The organism is Variovorax sp. GW822-FHT04A09, assembly GCF_058801005.1.
In genome coordinates, this window is sequence record NZ_JBXAMV010000005.1 from 149,558 (window position 1) to 169,326 (window position 19,769).

The window sequence follows — 19,769 nt, forward strand, 5'->3', positions numbered from 1 at the left end:
GCCTCCACGCCACGACCTCACCGTGCCCCGTTCACGCACCCCTTCCCGGCCCAGCGCCAAGCCCCTGCCCAAGGCACGCAGCAGCGCCGCGAGCGCCCCGGCCTTCGACCTCGAGACCTTCCTGCCCTTCCAGCTCTCGGTGGTCGCCAACCGCGTGAGCCAGACGGTGGGCCAGTCGATCGCCAGCCGCTTCTCGCTGCAGATTCCGGAGTGGCGCATCGTCGTGGTGCTGGGCAAGTACGGTGCGCTGTCGGCGCTCGAAATTGCACAGAAGACGAGCATGGACAAGGCCCGCGTGAGCCGCGCGCAGCACCGGCTGGTGGACCTGGGCCTGGCCAACATGCACCCCTCGGCCGACGACCGCCGCAAGGTCATCGTGTCGCTCGAGGAAGAAGGCCTGGCGCTGTACCGCGACATGGTGCCGCTGGCGCACGACACGGCGCAGCGCCTGTTTTCTCAGCTCACGGCCGACGAGCGCCAGGTGCTGCAGACCATCGTGCAGAAGCTGTTCGACAGCACCACCGGCTTCGAGCCCAGCGGCGAGCTCGAATAAGGCGCGATCGGGTGGCTTAGGGGTTTGCCCTGTCACTTTAAGATCGTTGTCAACGAAACAATCTGGTCTGGAGATTGCTTCCGGCACGGGTCTTCGCACCCCTGCCACCGCTTCGCCGGACCGCCATGACCAGCCAGACCGCCTCCGTTCTTCCCGCCCCCGCCCCCACCGTCGCGACGCGCTGGACCCTGTCCACGCACGACATCGACGCCTACGCCAGCGGCCAGAACGGCTGGCACCTGGCGTGCGACATGCTCTCGGGCGGCAGCTTCGCCGGCTTTCTCGACCATGTGCAACTGCCCGGCCTGCGGCTGGTGCGCGAGACCACCAACCGCGCGCTGCGCCAGCACGGCGAGATGAACCCCGACTGCTGCGGCTTCGCGCTCACCTGCCGGCAGGACGGCGAGGCGCGCTTCTCGGGCCAGCGGCTGGACACCGAATCGGTGATGGTCGGGCGCTGCGACGAGCTCGACCTGTGCAGCCCGCCGGGCTTCGAGCTGACGGGCATCGTGGTCGACAACGCGCTGCTGCAGTCGCTCACCGAACGCCTGAACGACCGCGCGCCGCCGGCCTGGCTCGAACGGCGCGTGGTGCTGCACTTCGACGACCCCACCATGCAGTCACTGCGCGGCACCTTGCGCGGCGCCTTCGGTGCGCTCGACGCCATGCCCGCGCTGCTCGACGACCCCGTCGCCACGGTGCAGCTGCGCGACGACGTGCTGCTGGCCTGGCTCAACGCCTTGCCCGAAGACGTCGACCTGCGCGAGCTGCGCTCCACCGAGGCGCACCGCCGCGTGGTGCGCCGCGCCTGCGAGCTGATGATGTCGCGGCCCGACGAGCCGCTGTCGATGCTGCAGGTGTGCAGCCGCATCGGCGCGAGCCAGCGCAAGCTGAACTACTGCTTCCAGGAAACGCTGGGCCTGAGCCCCGCGCGCTACCTGCGGGCGCTGCGCCTGAACGGCGTGCGCCGCGCACTGAAGCGGCCCGAGTCGCGCTCGGTGCAGGACATCGCGGCGCATTGGGGCTTCTGGCACCTGAGCCAGTTCGCGACGGACTACCGGCGCCAGTTCGGCGAGCTGCCCTCGCAGACGCTGCGCGGCGCGGCGCTCACGAGGCACTGATCCGGTGCACGGGCCGAGGGGAATCCCTCGGTTTTCGGAGCGCCAGTTTTGCCGTTTTTTGATACCTGCTTGCGGAGGCGGTCGCTATCGTTGACCGCCATATGTCCGCCACGCTGCCACCCCTTCCCAGCGCCCGTTCGCTCGCCGCCGCCCTGCAACGCCGCGAGCTCTCGTGCCGCGAACTGATGCAGACCTGCCTCGCGCGCATCGAGCGCCTCAACCCGCAGGTCAACGCACTCGTGTCGCGGCAACCCGCCGAGGAGATGCTGCGCCAGGCCGATGCCTGCGATGCACAGTTGGCGCGCGGCGACGCGGTCGGTCGGCTGCACGGCTTCCCGATGGCGCCGAAGGATTTCGTCGCCACCGCCGGCCTGCCGACCACGATGGGCAGCCCGGTGTTCGCCAGGCAGGTCACGCCGCACGACGCGATCATGGTCGAGCGCCTGCGCCGCGCCGGTGCGCTCTTCGTAGGGCGCAGCAACACGCCCGAGTTCGGCCTGGGCTCGCACACCTACAACACGGTGTTCGGCACCACGCGCAACGCATGGAACCTCGACCACGCGGCCGGCGGCAGCAGCGGCGGCGCCGCGGTGGCGCTCGCGCTGCACATGCTGCCGGTGGCCGACGGCAGCGACATGATGGGTTCGCTGCGCAACCCCGCGGCCTGGAACCACGTCTACGGCCTGCGGCCTTCGTTGGGCCGCGTGCCCACCGGGCCGGGGCCGGAGCTGTTCTTCCAGCAGCTGGGCTGCGAAGGGCCGATGGGCCGCACGCCCGAGGACGTGGCCTGGCTGCTGTCGGTGCAGGCCGGCTACGACGCGCGCTCGCCGCTGAGCCTGGCCGGTGACGGCGAGGCCTTTGCGCAGCCGCTCGATGCGGAACTGCGCGGCAAGCGCATCGCCTGGCTCGGCGACCTCGGCGGCCACCTGCCGATGGACCCGGGCGTGATGGCGCTGTGCGAATCGGCGCTGCAGCATTTCGACACGCTGGGCTGCAGCGTCGCACCCGCCGTGCCCGCCTTCGATTTCAACGCCCTGTGGACCGCCTGGCTGCGCCTGCGCGGCTTCATCGTGGCCGGCGCGCTGCGCGGGCTGCATGCCGACCCGGCCACGCGCGCGCAGCTCAAGCCCGAGGCCTGCTGGGAGATCGAGCAGGGCGAACGCCTGAGCACCGCCGCGCTGCATGAGGCGGCCGTCACGCGCACGCAGTGGCATGCCGCGCTGCTGCAGCTCTTCGAACGCTTCGACTTCCTGGTGCTGCCGGCCGCGCAGGTGTTCCCGCTGCCGGTCGACACGCACTGGCCGCGCGAGGTCGGCGGCCGCGCCATGGACACCTACCACCGCTGGATGGAAGTGACCATCGGCCCTTCGCTCGCCGGCCTGCCCGCGATGGCGATCCCGGCCGGCTTCTCGCAAGCCGACTGCACGCGCGGCCTGCCGATGGGCCTGCAGCTCATCGGCCGCCCCGGCGCCGACCTCGACGTGCTGCGCATGGCGCACGGCTGGCACCAGGCCGTGCCCTTCGCGAACGTGCAGTCGCCGCTGCTGCAGCCGTAGCAGCAACAACAAGCCCCCTGTTTCCCGTACTCCGACACATCTCACACAACCCGAGGAGAGAACCCATGCGCAGACGTTCGCTGATTGCTGCCGGCCTGGCCGCCGGCCTGTCCCCCATCGCCCTGCCCGCCCTGGCGCAGGGCCTGGGGGGCAAGACCCTGAACCTGATCGTGCCCTACCCCGCGGGCGGCGGCTCCGACATCAACGCGCGCCTGGCCGCGCCCGAGCTGTCGCGGCTGCTGGGCCAGCCGGCCATCGTCGACAACGTGCCCGGCGCCAGCGGCTCGCTCGGCGTGATGAAGGCGGCCAACGCACCGGCCGACGGCTCGGCGCTGCTGGTGGGTTCGCCGATGGAGCTGATGCTCACGCCGCTCACGCTCAGCAGCGCGCGCTACAAGGCCGAAGACTTCCGCCCCATCGGCGTGATGGCCGTCACCTCGATGGTGCTGCTGGCGCGCAAGGACCTGGGCGCGAGCAGCGTCGACGAACTCATCGCGCTCTTGCGCCGCCCCGACACGAAAGAGCTGAGCTACGGCAGCATCGGCCCCGGGTCGCTCTACCACCTGCTGGGCGAGCGCTTCATGCAGCAGACGGGCACCAAGATGCTGCACGTGCCCTACAAGGGCTTCGCGCCGCTGGTGAACGACCTGCTGGGCGGGCAGATCGACCTGGTGTTTGCGCCGCTGGCCGGCAACGTGCCCGACCTGCTGGACGCCGGCAAGGTCAAGGCGCTGGGCATCGCGGCCTCGGCGCCGCACGAGCGCTTCACGGCCATTCCGCTGATCCGCAACAGCAAGGGCCTGGACGACTTCGTCTACAGCCTGTGGGCGGGCATCCAGGTGTCGCACCGCGTGCCCGAGGAAGCGCAGCAGCGGCTGCACACGGCCTTCAACCAGATGATGCTCAAGCCCGAGCTGCGCCGCGCGCTGGAACTCGGCGGCAGCAAGGTGGCGCCCGAACAGACGCTGGCCGAGCTGCGCCGCGGCTACCTGGCCGACATGGAGCGCTACCGCGCCATCGCCAAGTCGGTGAACCTGCGGCCCGAATGACTTCCGCGGGCGCGGGCCCGCGTTTTGCCAGTTTTCGATAACGCCGCGGCGGCGCGCAGAGAGAGGATGCGGACCTGTCCATCCTTCATCCGCCAAGGAGAACCTCCATGTCCGCCGACCTTTTCCCCGCAGCCTCCGGCGCCCTCACGCGCCGCCAACTCGTCATCGGCGGCGGCGCGGCCGCGCTGGCCGGCGTGCCCGCGCTGGCGCATGCGCAATCGAAGACCATCAAGATCGGCTACCTCACCACGCTGTCGGGCGTTCGCGCCAACTTCGGCGAGGCCGACCCCTGGAGCCTGGAGCGCGTGCGCGCCGCGCTGAAGGACGGCCTGACCATCGGCGGCACGACCTACAAGGTGGAGATCGTGGTGCGCGACACGCAGTCCGACGCCAACCGCGGCGCCACCATGTCCAGCGAGCTGCTGCTGCGCGAGAAGGTCGACCTGCTGCTGGTGCAGGACAGCGACGCCGCACTGGCCGCCGGCCAGCTGTGCGACGTCAACGGCGTGCCGATGGTGTCGACCATGGGGCCGTGGCAGGCCATCACCTTCGGTCGCGGCTCCACGCCGCAAAAAGGTTTTCCGTTCTCCTTCCATTTCTTCTGGGGCGCCGACGACGTGCTGAAGAACTTCTTCGGCATGTGGGAGCCGCTGAAGGTGGAGCGCACGCTGGGCACGCTGTACATCGACAACGGCCCGGGCCACGCCTTCGCCGATCCGGCCACGGGCATCCCGGGCGGCGCGAAGCAGCGCGGCTACAAGGAGACCAACGGCGGCTTCTTCAAGATCGCGACCGACGACTTCAGCAACCAGGTCTCCAGCTTCAAGGCGGCGCGCGCGAACATCGTCTCGGGCTTTGCCTACGCCAACCACTTCGCCACCTTCTGGAAGCAGGCGCAGCAGGCGGGCTACCGGCCCGAGGTGGTGACGATGGCGGCGTCGTTCCTGTTCCCGAGCGCGGTGGAGTCGCTGGGCGCGGCGGGCAACGGCATGTCGACCGAGGTCTGGTGGACGCCCAACTTCCCGTTCAAGTCGTCGCTCACGGGCCAGAGCGCCAAGGCGCTGGCGGCCGATTGGGAGGCCACCACCGGCAAGCAATGGACGCAGCCCATCGGCTACGGCCATGCGCTGTTCGAGGTCGGCATCGCCGCGCTGAAGAACGCCACCAACCCGAAGGACAAGAAGGCCGTGCGCGACGCACTGGCCAACCTGCAGCTCGATTCGGTGGTGGGGCGCATCGACTTCAAGGGCAGCCCGATCAAGAGCGTGGCCGTCACGCCGATGGTGGCGGGCCAGTGGCGCAAGACCAAGGCGGGCAGCAAGTTCCCGTACGAGCTGGTCATCACGCACAACAGCACGGCCAAGCAGATTCCGGTGGAAGACGAGCTCAAGCTGCTGTCGCAGCTGAAGGCTGCCTGAGCGCATCCGCATGACCGACTGCCTCGTCATCGACGGCCTGTGCAAGCGCTACGGCGAGATCGTCGTGGCCGACCAGGTGGCGCTCTCGCTCGCGCGCGGCGAGTGCCTGGGCGTGGTCGGGCCGAACGGCGCGGGCAAGAGCTCGCTGTTCAACCTGATCACCGGCGTGGCCGTGCCCGACGCCGGCAGCATCCGCCTCGAAGGCCGCGAACTCGTCGGGCTGCGCGCCGATGCGCGGGCGCGGCTGGGCGTGGCGCGCGCCTTCCAGATTCCGCAGCCCTTCGCGCACCTGAGCGCCTACGAGAACGCACTGGCCGCCGCCACCTTCGCCGCGCGGCTGCCGCGCGCGCAGGCCGCGCGCCAGGCCTGGGCCGTGCTGGAGCGCACCGGGCTGGCCGACCGCGCCGACGTGCCGGCCGGCCGCCTGCCGCTCTTGGACCGCAAGCGCCTCGAGCTGGCCAAGGGCCTGGCGGCCCGACCGCACCTGCTGCTGCTCGACGAGATCGCCGGCGGCCTCACCGAGGCCGAGGTGCAGGTGCTGGTGGCGCTGGTGCTCGAGCTGAAGCAGGACGTGGCGATGATCTGGATCGAACACATCGCGCAAGCATTGATGGCCGTGGCCGACCGCATCATGGTGCTGAACTTCGGCCGCAAGCTGCTGGAAGACACACCCGCCGCCGCCATGGCCAGCCGCGAGGTGCGCGAGGTCTACATGGGCGTGGGCGACGAAGACGCGCAAGAGGAGCACACCCATGCCGCTGCTTGAAGTGCGCGAGCTGTGCAGCCACTACGGCGACCTGCAGGCGCTGTTCGACCTGTCGCTCGACGTGGCGGAAGGCGAAGCCACCGCGCTCATCGGCGCCAACGGCGCGGGCAAGTCGACGCTGATCCGCGCCATTGCCGGGCTGGGCTCACGCAGCCGCGGCGCCATCCGCTTCGACGGCCAGGCCATCGAGGCCGAGCCGGCCGAGCGCATCGCGCGCCGCGGCATCGCGCTGGTGCCCGAGGGACGGATGCTGTTCCCTTCGCTCACCGTCGAAGAGAACCTGCGCATGGGCGCGCTGTGCGGCCGCACGGGCCACTGGACGCTGCCCACCGTGTACGCGCTGTTCCCCATCCTGCAGGAGTTTCGCCACCGGCCGGCCACGCAGCTGTCGGGCGGGCAGCAGCAGATGGTGAGCATCGGCCGCGCGCTCATGGCCAACCCGCGCCTGATGCTGTGCGACGAGATCTCGCTGGGCCTGGCGCCCGTGGTCATCGAGCAGATCTACCGCGCCTTCGGCGACATCCGCGCACAGGGCACGGCGCTGCTGGTGGTGGAGCAGGACGTGACGCGCGCCTGCCGCATCGCGCAGCGCGTGTACTGCCTGCTCAAGGGCCGCGTCACGCTGGCGGGCCACGCCACGGACTTCAGCGCCGCGCAGATCGCCAACGCCTACTTCGGACACTGAACACATCTCCCCATGGCCTGGCTCGAAACCCTCATCAACGGCGTGCTGCTCGGCGGTCTCTATGCGCTCTTCGGCCTCGGGCTGGCGCTGGTCTTCGGCGTGATGCGCATGGTCAACCTCGCGCATGGCGAGTTCGTGGTGCTCGCGGCGTACTTCGCGGTCTTTCTGGCCACGCAGTTTCCCGGCGTGTCGCCGCTCTTCTTCATCGCACCGGTGGCGCTGGCGGCCTTCGGCATGGGCTACCTGCTGCAGCGGCTGCTGCTGAACCGCGCGGTGGCCACCGACGATCCGCTCACGCCGGTGCTGGTCACCTTCGGCATCGCGGTGGTGCTGCGCAACCTGATGGTCGAGCTGTTCGGCGCCGACCCGCGCGCACTGGACGGCGGCGCGCTGGCCACGGCGGGCTTCGAGATCGGCGGGCTGCGCATCGGCTGGTACCCGGTGCTGGTGCTGGTGCTCGCGGTGCTGGCCTTCGGCGCGCTGCAGTGGCTGCTGCAGCACTCGCGCTTCGGGCTGGTGGTGCGCGCCACCTCGGACCACCGCGAGATCGTGCGCACGATGGGCGTGCGCCCGCGCCATGTGTATGCGGTGGTGATGGGGCTGTCGCTGGCCTTCGCGTCGGTGGCGGGGCTGCTGCTGGCGCTGCGCACTTCGTTCACGCCCTTCTCGGGCGTGGAGCGCCTGCTGGGCGCGTTCGAGGTCGTGATCATCGGCGGCCTGGGCTCGTTCCGCTGGGCGCTGGTCGGCGGCATCGCGCTGGGCGTGGCGCAGCTCGTGGGCCAGCGGCTCGATTCCAACGCGGGCGCGCTGTACGCCCACCTGCTGTTCTTCGCGGTCCTGATGGTGCGCCCCAACGGCATCGCTGGCGCACGTACCTGAGATGACTTCGATGCGTCCTCCGTCCATCGCCCCCTGGGTCGGCTTCACCGCCGCGGCCCTCGCCATCGCCTTCGCGCCCACCGTGGCCGACGGCGGCCTGCTGCGCCTGCTCAGCGAGGTGCTGATCACGCTGGCCATGGCCCAGATGTGGAACCTGCTGGCCGGCTACACCGGGCTGGTGTCGATGGGCCACCAGGCCTTTGCCGGCATCGGCGCCTACCTGCTGTTCGTGGCCTCCGACCGGCTGGGCATCTCGCCCTACTGGATGGTGCCCGTGGCGGGCCTGGGCGGCGCGCTGCTGGCCGCCGTGGTGGCGCCGCTGATGTTCCGGCTGCGCGACGCCTACTTCTCGATCGGCATGTGGGTGCTGGCCGAGATCGTGCGCCTGCTGGTCGCCAAGTTCCCGCTGTTCGGCGGCGAGTCAGGCGTGCCGCTGCAGGCGGTGCGGCTGGTGGAGGCCGAGAGCTTCCAGCAGAACGCGTTCTGGATCTCGGGCGCCATCGGCCTCGCAGCAGTGGCCGGCGTGTACCTGCTGATGCGCTCGCCCTTCGGCCTGGGGCTGATGGCGGTGCGCGACAACGAACTGGCCGCCACCAGCATCGGCGTGAACGTGTGGCGCAACCGCTTCATCGCCTTCGTGCTGTCGGGGCTGGGCTTCGGGCTGGCCGGCGGGGCGCACTTCATGGGCACGATGTTCGTCTCGCCGGACTCGGCCTTCGACATCAACTGGGTGGTGACGGCGATGTTCATCGTGATCATCGGCGGCATCGGCACCATCGAGGGACCGCTGATCGGCACCGTCATCTACTTCGGGCTGCGTGAGCTGTTCAACACCTGGTTCGCGATGTCGGGCGGCTGGTACCTGATCGCGATGGGCTGCATCGCGATTGCGGTCATGCTGCTGGCACCGCGCGGCCTGTGGGGGCTGGCGCGCGAACGCTGGGGCTGGCGCGGCCTGAGCGTGCAGCGCCATCCGCCGCCGCGCGACGAGACCGCCCTTTCTTCTTCTCCCCTTCCTCCCTCCACGCAAGGACGCACCGCATGAAGACCACCGCCTTCTTTCACGACGAACGCACCTTCTGGCACGTGCCCGGCGGGCTGCATGCCCTGTTCCTGCCGGTGGGCGGCTGGGTGCAGCCCATGGCCGGCAGCGGCATGGCCGAGTCGCCCGATTCCAAGCGTCGCATCAAGTCGCTGATGGACGTGTCGGGCCTGAGCGCGCAGCTCGATGTGCTGAGCGCACCGATGGCCAGCGAAGAAGACCTGCAGCGCGTGCACCCCGCCAGCTACCTGCAGAAGTTCAAGGCCGCCAGCGACGCCGGCGGCGGCGACCTGGGCGAGGTGGCGCCCTTCGGCCCGGGCAGCTACGAGATCGCGAAGCTCTCGACCGGTTTGGCCATTGCCGCGATGGACAGCGTGCTGCAGGGCCGCCACCGCAACGCCTTCGCGCTCACGCGCCCACCGGGCCACCACTGCCTGCGCGAGCACAGCATGGGTTTCTGCCTGTTCAACAACATCGCGGTGGCCATCGAGACCATGAAGGCGCGCCACGGCCTGGGCCGCGTGGCCGTGATCGACTGGGACGTGCACCACGGCAACGGCACGCAGGAAATCTTCTACGACCGCCCCGACGTGCTCACGCTCTCGCTGCACCAGGAGAACTGCTTCCCGCCCGGCTACAGCGGCGCTGAAGACCGGGGCACGGGCGCGGGGCTGGGCTTCAACGTGAACATCCCGCTGCAGCCGGGCGGCGGGCACGCGGCCTACATGCATGCCTTCGAGCGCATCGTGACGCCGGTGATCGACCGCTACCGCCCCGAGCTGATCGTGGTGGCGAGCGGGCTGGACGCCAACGGCGTCGATCCGCTGGCGCGCATGCAGCTGCACCCCGAGTCGTTCCGCCAGATGATGCGGCAGGTCAACGCGCTGGCCGCGAAGCACTGCGACGGGCGCGTGGTGGTGGTGCACGAAGGCGGCTACTCGGAAGCCTGCGTGCCCTTCTGCGGGCTGGCGGTGGTGGAAGAACTGTCGGGCCACCGCACCGAGGTGGAAGACCCGTTCAGCGAGTTCTTCGGGCTGCAGCAGCCGTCGGCGCGCTTCGATGCGTTCCAGCGTGAATTGATTGGCGAGATGGCGGCGCTGCACGGGCTCTGAGGCGGCGGCATGGACTAAGCTCGTCGCTGCCGGCCCGTGGCCGCGCGTCCTGCTTCACCGTCCATGCCCCGCTTCATCAACCGCCGCACCGTCGTCGTTCTCTCTGCCCTCGTCCTCGTCGCCCTGCTCGGCCTGTGGGGCGCGAGCCGCTTCAACGTCAACCCGGCGCATGCGCCCGGCGAAGTGATCGACCAGTTCGAGGGCGTGCCGGTGTATTACAACGGCGCCATCAACCACGTCGATGGGCGCAGCGTGACACCCGACGGCTACAACATCGGCCTGCGCTGGCAGTGCGTGGAGTTCGTCAAGCGCTACTACTACGAGCGGCACCAGCACCGCATGCCCGAGGCGCGCGGCCACGCCAAGGCCTTCTTCGACGCGGCCGTGGCGGACGGCGCGCTGAACACGGCGCGCAACCTGGTGCAGCACCGCAACGGCGGCGCGAGTGCCCCGGCGGTGGGCGACATCGTGGTGTTCGCGCCGTGGCTCTTCAATCCCTACGGCCACGTGGCGATCGTGTCGCGCGTGGACGCCGACGCGGTCGAGATCGTGCAGCGGAACCCCGGGCCCTTCGGCACCTCGCGCGAGCGCCTGCCGCTGGCGCTCGCTGACGGACGCACGCACCTGGGCACCGAGCGCGTGCTCGGGTGGCTGCGGCTGCCCGCCGCCTCCTCCAAATCCTGAATCGCGGTCTAATCACAGCCATGTGCCAATTGCTAGGGATGAACTGCAACACGCCGACCGACGTGACCTTCAGCTTCACGGGGTTCGCGCAGCGCGGTGGCCGCACCGACCACCATGCCGACGGCTGGGGCATCGCGTTCTTCGAGGACCGCGGGCTGCGCCACTTCGTCGACCACCAGCCGGCCTGCGAGTCGCCGGTGGCGGAGCTGATCCGGCGCTACCCGATTCAAAGCCGCAACGTCATCGCGCACATCCGCAAAGCGACGCAGGGCGAGGTCAACCTGCAGAACTGCCACCCCTTCGTGCGCGAGCTGTGGGGCCGCTACTGGGTGTTCGCCCACAACGGCGACCTGAAGGACTTCCGCCCGCGCCTGCACGGCAACTTCCACCCGGTGGGCAACACCGACAGCGAGCACGCCTTCTGCTGGCTCATGCAGGAGCTGGCCAAGTCGCACGCGGGCGTGCCCAGCGTCGAGGAGCTCACGCTCACGCTGCGCGAACTGGCGCCGCAGCTGGCCGCGCACGGCACCTTCAACTTCATGCTGTCGAACGGGCAGGCGCTGTGGGCGCATGCCTCCACCAACCTCTGGTACGTGGAGCGCCGCCACCCCTTCGTGACGGCGCAGCTCTCGGACGAAGACCTGGAGATCGACTTCGCCCAGCACACCACGCCCACCGACCGCGTGGCCGTGGTGGTGACAGCGCCGCTCACCACCAACGAGACCTGGACGCCGTTCACCTCGGGCGAGTTGCATGTGTTCGTGGACGGCCAACGGACGCCACGCTGAGACCTGAAATTCAGTCTTTTGGCTGACACTTTTTTGCAACAGCGCAAGAAAGTATCGATGAGTGAGTGCAAACAATGAACAATAACTGTTCTCATTTGCATCCGGTCGATCTTTCATGCCCGCTCCCCATTTCTTTCTCCGCCCGACCGTCGCCGCCTCGCTGCTGGCCCTTCACGCCCTGACGGCCCTGGCGCAGACGCCGCCCGCAGAACCGGCGGCCCCCGCCAGCGGCACGCTGAGCACCGTCACCGTCGAAGCCAGCGCCGACGCCTCGGCCGAAGGCCTGACCAAGCCCTTCGCGGGCGGGCAGGTGGCACGCGGCGGGCGCGTGGGCATCCTGGGCAACCAGGACATGATGGATTCGCCCTTCTCCAGCACCGCCTACACGCACGAGCTGATCCAGAACCAGCAGGCCAAAAGCGTGGCCGACGTGCTGCAGAACGACCCCTCGGTGCGCGTGGCGCGCGGCTTCGGCAACTTCCAGGAGTCGTACTTCATCCGCGGCTTCGTGGTGAATTCGGACGACATCGCCTACAACGGCCTGTACGGCCTGCTGCCGCGCCAGTACATCTCGTCGGAGCTGTTCGAGCGCGTCGAGGTGCTGCGCGGCGCGAGCGCCTTCCTGAACGGCGCCACGCCCACGGGCGGCGGCATCGGCGGCAACATCAACCTGCTGCCCAAGCGCGCGCCGAACGACCCGCTCACGCAGGTCACGCTGGGCACGGCCAGCGGCTCGCAGAGCTATGTGTCGACCGACATCGCGCGCCGCTTCGGGCCCGACCAGAGCCTGGGCGTGCGCCTGAACGCGGCCCACCGCGACGGCGGCACCGGCGTGAACGCCGAGCAGGTCAAGCTCGACGTGGCCTCGGTCGGCTTCGACTGGCGCAGCCGCAACGCGCGCATCTCGGCCGACATCGGCCACCAGGAGCACCGGCTCACGCGCACGCGCCCGAACGTGACGCTCGGCGCCGGCGTGACGCGCGTGCCGTCGGCCCCCGACAACCAGCTCAACTACGCGCAGCCCTGGACCTACTCCAACGAGCGCGACACTTTCGGCTCGCTGCGCGGCGAATACGACATCACCGACAACGTGACGGCCTGGATCGCCGGCGGCGCGCGCAAGAGCCACGAAGGCAATGCGCTGGCCGGCCTCACGCTCACGAACAACCTGGGCATGGGCAACATGTCTCGCTTCGAAAACCAGCGCCAGGACAGCACCCGCACGGCCGAAGCCGGCGTGCGCGGCAAGTTCACGACCGGCCCGGTGAACCACACGGTGGTGGCCTCGTATTCGTACTACCAGCTCAAGGAGAAGAACGCCTACAAGTGGGACTTCTTCAACAACCTGCGGAGCAACCTGTACGCGCCCATCGGCTACCCGATCCCGGCCTACACGGCGAGCGCGTTCCGCGGCAACGACATGGACAACCCCGCGCTGCTGACGCAGACGCGCCTGAGCAGCCTGGCGATCGGCGACACCCTGTCCTTCCTGGACGACCGCGCGCAGCTCACGCTCGGCGTGCGGCGCCAGAAGCTGGAGAGCACCGACTTCGCCTACGACACCGGCAAGCCCACCGCGTACGAGAAGAGCCGCACCAGCCCGATGGCCGGCTTCGTGTTCAAGCTGCAGCCGCAGGTGTCGCTGTACGCGAACTACATCGAGGGCCTGAGCAAGGGCGACACCGCGCCCACGGTGTCGACCAGCGGCGCCGTGCGCAACGCGGGCACGCAGCTCTCGCCCTATGTGTCCAAGCAGAAAGAGATCGGCATCAAGTTCGACGGCGGCCGCATCGGCGGCGGCCTGGCCTTCTTCACGACCGACAAGCCGCGCGCCCTCGTCAACAGCGCCGGCTACTACGTGGCCGAAGGCCGCGACCGCCACCAGGGCCTGGAGCTGACCGCGTTCGGCGAAGCGGCCAAGGGCGTGCGCCTGATGGGCGGCATCACCTTCCTGGACGCCAAGCAGCGCGCCACGGGCGACGCCACGACCGACGGCCGCCGCGTCATCGGCATCGCGAAGACGCAGGGCACCTTGGGTGTGGAATGGGACGTGCCGGGCGTGCGCGGCCTGTCGCTGGACGGCCGCGTGGTGTCCACGGGCCCGAGCTACGCCGACGCCGCCAACACGCTGCGCGTGCCCGGCTGGACGCGCTTCGATGTCGGCGCGCGCTACCTCACCGAGGTGGCCGGCAAGCTGGTGACGCTGCGCGCGCGCATCGACAACCTGACCAACCGCAACTACTGGGCCTCGGTGGGCGGCTACCCGAACAACGGCTACCTGGTGCTCGGTGCGCCGCGCACCTTCACGCTGTCGGCGTCGGTCGACTTCTGATCAGGCCGAGGCCAGGTGCGCCTCGAGCGCATCGATGAACATCTTCGGCACATCGAAGCCGGTCTGCTCGGTGATCTCCTGAAAGCAGGTCGGGCTGGTCACGTTGATCTCGGTGACCGAGTCGCCGATCACGTCGAGCCCGATCAGCAGCAGCCCGCGCGGCGCGAGCACCTTGCCGATCGCTTCGGCGATCTCGCGGTTGCGCGCCGTGAGCGGCTGGGCCACGCCCTTGCCGCCGGCCGCGAGGTTGCCGCGCACCTCGGTGCCCTGCGGAATGCGCGCCAGCACGAAGGGCGCGGGCTCGCCCGCGATGATCAGGATGCGCTTGTCGCCCTGCGTCACCTCGGGCACGAAGCGCTGCACCATGATGGTTTCGGCGCCGTCCTTGTTGAGCGTCTCGACGATGGAGCCGAGGTTCAGCGCATCCTGCTTCACGCGGAAGATGCCCATGCCACCCATGCCGTCGAGCGGCTTGAGGATGATGTCGCCGTGCTCGGCATGGAAGTCGCGCACGGCCTGCGCGCTGCGCGTGACCAGCGTGGGCGTGACGAACTGCGGAAACTCCATGATCGCGAGCTTCTCGGGGTGGTCGCGCAGCGCGCGCGGCGAGTTGACCACCTTCGCGCCCTCGCGCTCGGCCTGCTGCAGCAGGTGCGTCGAGTAGATGTACTCGGCGTCGAAGGGCGGGTCCTTGCGCATCAGCACGGCGTCGAAGTCCTTCAGCGCCTTCGACTCGACGATGTCGACGCGGTACCAGTCCTTCGGGTCACCCGTCAGCGTGATCTGCTGCACCACCGCCGAGACGCGCCCGCCGGAGGTCCACTGGATGTCCTGCGGCAGGCAGGCCGCGATGCGGTGGCCACGGCGCTGGGCCTCGCGCATCATCGAGAAGGTCGTGTCCTTGTAGATCTTGAAGTGATCGAGCGGGTCGGCGACGAAGAGGATGTTTTTCATCAGGCGTTCTTTCCGGCGCCGGGAGCGGCGGCTGTGGAGGGGGTTTCTGGCGGCATGTTGCCGGAAGCGGCGATGTCCTTGCCGGTCGGGGCTTTTTCAACGGGCACCTGCACCTGTGCACGACCGACCTGCTGCACCGCCAGCGCCACCGCGCCGGCCACCACGCCCCAGAAGGCGGAGCCGATGCCGGCCAGCGTCACGCCCGAGAGCGTGACCAGGAAGGTGATGAGCGCGGCCTCGCGGTGCGCCTCGTCGCGCACCGCCGCCGCCAGCCCGCCGCCGATGGTGCCCAGCAGCGCCAGCCCGGCGATGGCCGCGACCAGCTCTTTCGGGAAGGCCGTGAGCAGGCCCGTGACGGCCGCGCCGAACAGGCCGATCACCACATAGATGGCGCCGCAGCTCACGGCCGCCGTGTAGCGCCGCGCCGGGTCTTCGTGCGCCTCGCGGCCCATGCACATGGCGGCCGTGATGGCGCTCAGGTTGAGCGCGAAGGCGCCGAAGGGCGCAAGCACCAGCGTGGCAAGGCCGCTGATCGTGATGAGCTTGCTGACCGGCAGGTCGCTGTAGCCGCTGGCGCGGATCGCCGCCACGCCGGGCAGGTTCTGCGAGGCCATGGTCACGACGAACAGCGGCAGCGCCAGGCTCACGATAGCCTGCCAGGTGAAGACCGGCACCGTGAACACCGGCCAGGTGAGCGAGAAGTGCACGGAGGACCAAGCCAGCTCGCCGCGCGCGGCCGTGAAGGCGATGGCCACCAGCAGCGTGAGCGGCACCGCGTAGCGCGGCAGCAGGCGCTTGCCCACGAGGTAGGTGGCGAGCATCAGCAGCACCAGCGGCAGCGCGGTCTGCGCCGCCGTGAAGGCCGAAATGCCGAAGCGCGCGAGCACGCCGGCCAGCAGCGCCGAGGCGATGGCCATCGGGATCTTGTTCATCACGCGCTCGAACCAGCCCGTGGCGCCCGCGAGCACGATCAGCACCGCGCAGACGATGAAGGCGCCCACCGCCTCGCCCATGCCGTAGCCCGCGCCGGCCACGGCCAGCACGGCCGCACCGGGGGTGCTCCAGGCAATCATGACGGGCTTGCGCCACCACAGCGAGGGCAGCGCCGAGGCCAGCCCCATGCCGATGCCCAGCGCCCACATCCACGAGGCCACCATCTCGGGCGTGGCGCCGAAGGCCTGGGCGGCCTGGAACACGATGGCCACCGAACTCGTGAAACCCACGAGCACGGCGACGAAGCCCGCGGTGAAGGCCGAAAGGCTCAGGTCCTTGAAGAATCGCATGCCGCGATTCTGCCGGGGCGCGCGGCCTGGCGCCGCGCGCCTCAGATCTCGATCTTCGAGCCCAACTCGACCACGGCGTTGTTGGGCAGGCCCAGGAAGGCCGCCGCGCCGCTCGCGTTGTGGTGCATCTGCGCGAACAGCTTCTCGCGCCAGGGCGCCATGCCGCTGCCCAGCGTGGGGATCACGACGTCGCGCGAGAGGAAGTAGCTGGTCGTCATCGGCTCGAGCTGGCAGCCGCGCATGCGCGCGTTGTCGAGCGCGCGCGGCAGGTCGATGTCGTTCTTGAAGCCGTAGTGCACGATGACCTGCCAGCAGTGGTTGCCCAGCGCCTCGATCTCGATGCGCTTGTCCATCGGAATCCAGGGTACCTCGTGGTTGCGCACGGTGACGAACATGTTCTGCTCGTGCAGCACCTTGTTGTGCTTGAGGTTGTGCAGCAGCGCGTTGGGCACCACGCCCGGCTCGGCCGTGAGGAACACGGCCGTGCCGTCGACGCGCGCGGGCGGGCTCATGAACACCGAGCCGAGGAAGGACTTCAGGTCGATCGCGTCGGCATGCTGCGCCTCGCCCATCAGGCGGCGGCCTTCCTTCCAGGTGACCATCAGCGTGAACACGGCGCCGCCGATCAGCAGCGGGAACCAGCCGCCTTCGAACAGCTTGAGCAGGTTCGAGGCGAAGAACAGGAAGTCGACCACGAAGAAAATCGCGGTCGAGGCGATGCACAGCGCCAGCGGCAGCTTCCACGCGTAGCGGATCACGAAGAAGGTGAGGATCGTGGTGATCAGCATGTCGGTGGTCACCGCAATGCCGTAGGCCGCGGCCAGGCTGCTCGAGGTGCGGAACATCACGACCGCCATCACGATGGCCACGAACAGGCCCCAGTTGACCAGCGGAATGTAGATCTGGCCGGCCGTGCGCACGCTGGTGTGCTCGATGTTCAGGCGCGGCAGGTAGCCCAGCTGGATCACCTGGCGCGTGACGCTGAAGGCGCCGGTGATGAGCGCCTGCGAGGCGATCACCGTCGAGAGCGTGGCCAGCAGCACCAGCGGAATGAGGGCCCATTCAGGCGCCATCATGAAGAACGGGTTCTTCACGGCCTCGGGGTTCTCCAGCAGCAGCGCGCCCTGGCCCAGGTAGTTGAGCGTGAGCGCCGGCATGACGACCGAGAACCACGCGATGCGGATCGGCTTCTTGCCGAAGTGGCCCAGGTCGGCGTACAGCGCCTCGGCGCCGGTCACGCACAGCACCATGGCGCCCAGCAGGATGAAGCTGGTGCCCGGGTTGTCCCAGATGAACTTCAGCGCGTACCAGGGGTTCAGCGCCTTGATGATTTCGGGGTGGTGCGCGATCTGCCACACGCCCAGCACGGCGATGGCCGCGAACCAAGCCAGCGTGACGGGGCCGAAGAACTTGCCGATGCCCGCCGTGCCGCGCTTTTGCACCGCGAACAGGCAGAACAGCACGACCAGCGTGATCGGGATCACGTAGTGCTTGAAGTGCGGCGACACCACCTCCAGGCCCTCGACCGCCGAGAGCACCGAGATGGCCGGCGTGATCACGCCGTCGCCATAGAAGAGCGAGGTGCCGAAGATGCCGACGATCAGCAGCAGCTGGCGCAGCCTCGGCTTGTCGGCCACGGCCTGGGAGGCCAGTGCGAGCATCGCGACCAGGCCGCCCTCGCCTTCGTTGTCGGCGCGCAGCACGAGCACGACGTACTTGATGGAGACGATGACCGTGAGGGTCCAGAAGAACATCGACAGGATGCCGTAGACGTTCTCCACGGTGAACGGCACATGGCCGTGACCGAAGACTTCCTTGACCGCATAGAGAACGCTGGTGCCGATGTCGCCGTAGACGACGCCGATGGCGCCGACGATGAGGCCGGCAGAGATATTTTTGGGGGCTGACACGAGGTCGATGGGAAAAGGTTGGCTCGCAATGATCGACGCGTCAGTCACGCCGGGGTGCCGCGGCCGCGCCGCGCATCCCTCCGCCCTTTTGGTTCCGTTGCTGTGGGGCCGCTATTTTGCCGTTGCCCGCCGACGCCGCAACCCGCCCCCGCCGCTCATTCGTAGATTTCGGCGTCCGGATCGGTCGCTTCCATCTCGTAACTGGCCGCGACCATGGCCAGGCGGCCCACCACGCCATACATGTAAAAACGGTTGGGGGCGCTGGCACCGGGCTTGGCACCCGGCTGCGGCAGCTGCGCGCTTTCCGAGAACGCCAGCGGCACGTAGCTGGCGCCCGGCTGCTTGAGGTTTTCGTCGGCGGCGCGCTCGGCATGCACGCGGTAGAAGCCGCCCACCACGTAGCGGTCCATCATGTAGACCACGGGCTCGGCCACGCCGTTGTGCACGCGCTCGTTGGTCAGCACGCCTTCCTGCACGATCAGCTCGGTGGGCTCGCGCAGGTCGCGCCCGGCGCTGGTCTTGGCGGGCGACGAGGTGGCGGTGCGCGACTTGCCGATGAGCGCCTCGACCTCCTTGGCGTCGCGCACGGTCACGACGCCGGGGCTCCCGCTGCCGCTGTGGCCGCCCTTGACGACCACGAAGGGCTTCTCGTTGATGCCGTATTCCTTGTACTTGCGGCGCACCTTGGTGAGCACCGCGTCGACATGGCTGGTGAGCACGTCGATGCCGCGTCCCTCGGCCACGTCGACGCCTTCGGCGCGCGCGTAGATCGGGTTGATCAGCCAGGGGTCGATGCCCAGCAGCTTGCCGAAGCGCTTGCACAGCTCTTCGTAGCTGTGCAGGTGGTTGCTCTTGCGGCGCACCGACCAGCCCGCGTGCAGCGGCGGGAGCAGGTACTGCTCGTGCAGGTCTTCGAGGATGCCGGGCGTTCCTGCAGAAAGCTCGTTGTTGAGCAAAATTGTGCAGGGATCGAAGTTCTTCAGGCCCAGGCGGCGCTTGGAACGCACCACCGGTTCGAGCGTCACGGTCTCGCCGTTGGGCAGCTCGATCTTCTTGGGCGACTTGATGGCCGGATCGATCGAGCCGATGCGCACATTGAGGCCCGCCATATGGAAGATGCGCACGAGTTGCGCGACGTTGGCGAGATAAAAGGTGTTTTTCGAGTGGTTTTCAGGAATGACGAGCAGGTTGCGCGCCTCCGGACAGATCTTCTCGATGGCCGCCTGCGCGGCCTGCACCGCCAGCGGCAGCATTTCCTTGGTGAGGTTGTTCCAGCCGCCCGGGAACAGGTTGGTGTCGACCGGAGCGAGCTTGAAGCCCGCGTTGCGGATGTCGACGGCGCTGTAGAACGGCGGCGTGTGCTCCATCCACTCGAGGCGGAACCAGCGCTCGATGGCGGGCATCGAGTCGAGCACCCGCTGCTCCAGTTCGTTGATCGGGCCGGTCAGGGCAGTGACGAGATGCGGAACCATGCAGCGGCCTTGTTGGTTTTGTGCTTAAAGGTGGAGTGGAATTGTAGGATTTGGGGATGGCGCGCCCGATGACAAGCAGCCAAAGAGAACAAAGCACCCCAATCCACAACACACGTTGCAAGAACACCGCGGCACGGGCCTCGCCGCGCCGCCGGCCCGATGGCC

The 19,769-nt window shown here is 69.0% G+C and carries 17 protein-coding genes; 13 read left to right on the forward strand and 4 right to left on the reverse strand.

Going from position 1 to position 19,769, the window contains the following annotated elements:
* Nucleotides 1-22: 22 nt before the first annotated feature.
* The 13 genes from AC1RLW_RS24110 (at nucleotide 23) to AC1RLW_RS24170 (ending at nucleotide 13,985) form a co-directional block, all read left to right on the forward strand.
* On the forward strand, nucleotides 23-553 hold the full coding sequence (locus tag AC1RLW_RS24110) for a MarR family winged helix-turn-helix transcriptional regulator (RefSeq protein WP_070063702.1): 531 nt from the start codon (nucleotides 23-25) through the stop codon (nucleotides 551-553).
* Between the two features lie 125 nt (nucleotides 554-678).
* Nucleotides 679-1,674: a helix-turn-helix domain-containing protein gene (locus AC1RLW_RS24115; RefSeq protein WP_447740509.1), complete on the forward strand. Its 996-nt coding sequence runs from the start codon at nucleotides 679-681 to the stop codon at nucleotides 1,672-1,674.
* 101 nt (nucleotides 1,675-1,775) lie between these two features.
* Nucleotides 1,776-3,230: an amidase gene (locus AC1RLW_RS24120; RefSeq protein ID WP_493195429.1), complete on the forward strand. Its 1,455-nt coding sequence runs from the start codon at nucleotides 1,776-1,778 to the stop codon at nucleotides 3,228-3,230.
* 65 nt (nucleotides 3,231-3,295) lie between these two features.
* Entirely contained in the window at nucleotides 3,296-4,279 is a 984-nt protein-coding gene (locus AC1RLW_RS24125) for a Bug family tripartite tricarboxylate transporter substrate binding protein (RefSeq protein WP_493195430.1), read from the forward strand.
* A gap of 107 nt (nucleotides 4,280-4,386) precedes the next feature.
* Entirely contained in the window at nucleotides 4,387-5,697 is a 1,311-nt protein-coding gene (locus AC1RLW_RS24130; RefSeq protein WP_307636095.1) for an ABC transporter substrate-binding protein, read from the forward strand.
* 10 nt (nucleotides 5,698-5,707) lie between these two features.
* A complete protein-coding gene (locus AC1RLW_RS24135; RefSeq protein WP_159278774.1) occupies nucleotides 5,708-6,463 on the forward strand; it encodes an ABC transporter ATP-binding protein in 756 nt (251 codons plus the stop codon).
* Nucleotides 6,450-7,148 carry an ABC transporter ATP-binding protein gene (locus AC1RLW_RS24140; protein ID WP_493195431.1) on the forward strand — a complete coding sequence of 233 codons (699 nt, stop codon included), beginning with the start codon at nucleotides 6,450-6,452 and terminating at the stop codon, nucleotides 7,146-7,148. Before AC1RLW_RS24135 ends, AC1RLW_RS24140 begins: the two co-directional genes overlap by 14 nt.
* A gap of 12 nt (nucleotides 7,149-7,160) precedes the next feature.
* Nucleotides 7,161-8,027, forward strand: a complete 867-nt coding sequence (locus AC1RLW_RS24145; protein ID WP_062477701.1) for a branched-chain amino acid ABC transporter permease — start codon at nucleotides 7,161-7,163, stop codon at nucleotides 8,025-8,027.
* 10 nt (nucleotides 8,028-8,037) lie between these two features.
* Complete coding sequence (locus AC1RLW_RS24150) at nucleotides 8,038-9,072, forward strand: branched-chain amino acid ABC transporter permease (protein ID WP_493195432.1); 1,035 nt, start codon at nucleotides 8,038-8,040, stop codon at nucleotides 9,070-9,072.
* The gene (locus tag AC1RLW_RS24155) at nucleotides 9,069-10,181 is read left to right on the forward strand and encodes a class II histone deacetylase (protein WP_493195433.1); all 1,113 of its coding nucleotides are present in this window, start codon (nucleotides 9,069-9,071) and stop codon (nucleotides 10,179-10,181) included. The genes AC1RLW_RS24150 and AC1RLW_RS24155 overlap by 4 nt, the downstream gene beginning before the upstream one ends.
* 63 nt (nucleotides 10,182-10,244) lie before the next feature.
* Nucleotides 10,245-10,865, forward strand: a complete 621-nt coding sequence (locus AC1RLW_RS24160) for a CHAP domain-containing protein (protein ID WP_493195434.1) — start codon at nucleotides 10,245-10,247, stop codon at nucleotides 10,863-10,865.
* 20 nt (nucleotides 10,866-10,885) lie between these two features.
* A complete protein-coding gene (locus tag AC1RLW_RS24165) occupies nucleotides 10,886-11,653 on the forward strand; it encodes a class II glutamine amidotransferase (protein ID WP_493195435.1) in 768 nt (255 codons plus the stop codon).
* 115 nt (nucleotides 11,654-11,768) lie between these two features.
* Nucleotides 11,769-13,985 carry a TonB-dependent receptor gene (locus AC1RLW_RS24170; protein WP_493195436.1) on the forward strand — a complete coding sequence of 739 codons (2,217 nt, stop codon included), beginning with the start codon at nucleotides 11,769-11,771 and terminating at the stop codon, nucleotides 13,983-13,985.
* On the opposite strand, the gene gshB is transcribed toward AC1RLW_RS24170, so the two are convergent.
* The 4 genes from gshB to gshA all read right to left on the reverse strand — a co-directional run bounded on the left by gshB (nucleotide 13,986) and on the right by gshA (nucleotide 19,604).
* On the reverse strand, nucleotides 13,986-14,939 hold the full coding sequence (gene gshB, locus AC1RLW_RS24175; RefSeq protein WP_095743317.1) for a glutathione synthase: 954 nt from the start codon (nucleotides 14,937-14,939) through the stop codon (nucleotides 13,986-13,988). It abuts the gene before it with no gap.
* Complete coding sequence (locus AC1RLW_RS24180; RefSeq protein ID WP_493195437.1) at nucleotides 14,939-16,222, reverse strand: benzoate/H(+) symporter BenE family transporter; 1,284 nt, start codon at nucleotides 16,220-16,222, stop codon at nucleotides 14,939-14,941. Before AC1RLW_RS24180 ends, gshB begins: the two co-directional genes overlap by 1 nt.
* Nucleotides 16,223-16,263: 41 nt before the next feature.
* Complete coding sequence (locus AC1RLW_RS24185; RefSeq protein ID WP_159273598.1) at nucleotides 16,264-18,132, reverse strand: potassium transporter Kup; 1,869 nt, start codon at nucleotides 18,130-18,132, stop codon at nucleotides 16,264-16,266.
* Nucleotides 18,133-18,287: 155 nt separating this feature from the next.
* Complete coding sequence (gene gshA, locus AC1RLW_RS24190) at nucleotides 18,288-19,604, reverse strand: glutamate--cysteine ligase (RefSeq protein ID WP_062477724.1); 1,317 nt, start codon at nucleotides 19,602-19,604, stop codon at nucleotides 18,288-18,290.
* Nucleotides 19,605-19,769: the final 165 nt, after the last annotated feature.

Excerpts from the sequence above, each read along its gene's own strand:
- AC1RLW_RS24115 (WP_447740509.1), top strand. The coding sequence starts at position 679 with ATGACCAGCCAGACCGCCTCCGTTCTTCCCGCCCCCGCCCCCACCGTC.
- AC1RLW_RS24120 (WP_493195429.1), top strand. The coding sequence starts at position 1,776 with ATGTCCGCCACGCTGCCACCCCTTCCCAGCGCCCGTTCGCTCGCCGCC.
- AC1RLW_RS24125 (WP_493195430.1), top strand. The coding sequence starts at position 3,296 with ATGCGCAGACGTTCGCTGATTGCTGCCGGCCTGGCCGCCGGCCTGTCC.
- AC1RLW_RS24130 (WP_307636095.1), top strand. The coding sequence starts at position 4,387 with ATGTCCGCCGACCTTTTCCCCGCAGCCTCCGGCGCCCTCACGCGCCGC.
- AC1RLW_RS24135 (WP_159278774.1), top strand. The coding sequence starts at position 5,708 with ATGACCGACTGCCTCGTCATCGACGGCCTGTGCAAGCGCTACGGCGAG.
- AC1RLW_RS24140 (WP_493195431.1), top strand. The coding sequence starts at position 6,450 with ATGCCGCTGCTTGAAGTGCGCGAGCTGTGCAGCCACTACGGCGACCTG.
- AC1RLW_RS24145 (WP_062477701.1), top strand. The coding sequence starts at position 7,161 with ATGGCCTGGCTCGAAACCCTCATCAACGGCGTGCTGCTCGGCGGTCTC.
- AC1RLW_RS24150 (WP_493195432.1), top strand. The coding sequence starts at position 8,038 with ATGCGTCCTCCGTCCATCGCCCCCTGGGTCGGCTTCACCGCCGCGGCC.
- AC1RLW_RS24155 (WP_493195433.1), top strand. The coding sequence starts at position 9,069 with ATGAAGACCACCGCCTTCTTTCACGACGAACGCACCTTCTGGCACGTG.
- AC1RLW_RS24160 (WP_493195434.1), top strand. The coding sequence starts at position 10,245 with ATGCCCCGCTTCATCAACCGCCGCACCGTCGTCGTTCTCTCTGCCCTC.
- AC1RLW_RS24165 (WP_493195435.1), top strand. The coding sequence starts at position 10,886 with ATGTGCCAATTGCTAGGGATGAACTGCAACACGCCGACCGACGTGACC.
- AC1RLW_RS24170 (WP_493195436.1), top strand. The coding sequence starts at position 11,769 with ATGCCCGCTCCCCATTTCTTTCTCCGCCCGACCGTCGCCGCCTCGCTG.
- gshB (WP_095743317.1), bottom strand. The coding sequence starts at position 14,939 with ATGAAAAACATCCTCTTCGTCGCCGACCCGCTCGATCACTTCAAGATC.
- AC1RLW_RS24180 (WP_493195437.1), bottom strand. The coding sequence starts at position 16,222 with ATGCGATTCTTCAAGGACCTGAGCCTTTCGGCCTTCACCGCGGGCTTC.
- gshA (WP_062477724.1), bottom strand. The coding sequence starts at position 19,604 with ATGGTTCCGCATCTCGTCACTGCCCTGACCGGCCCGATCAACGAACTG.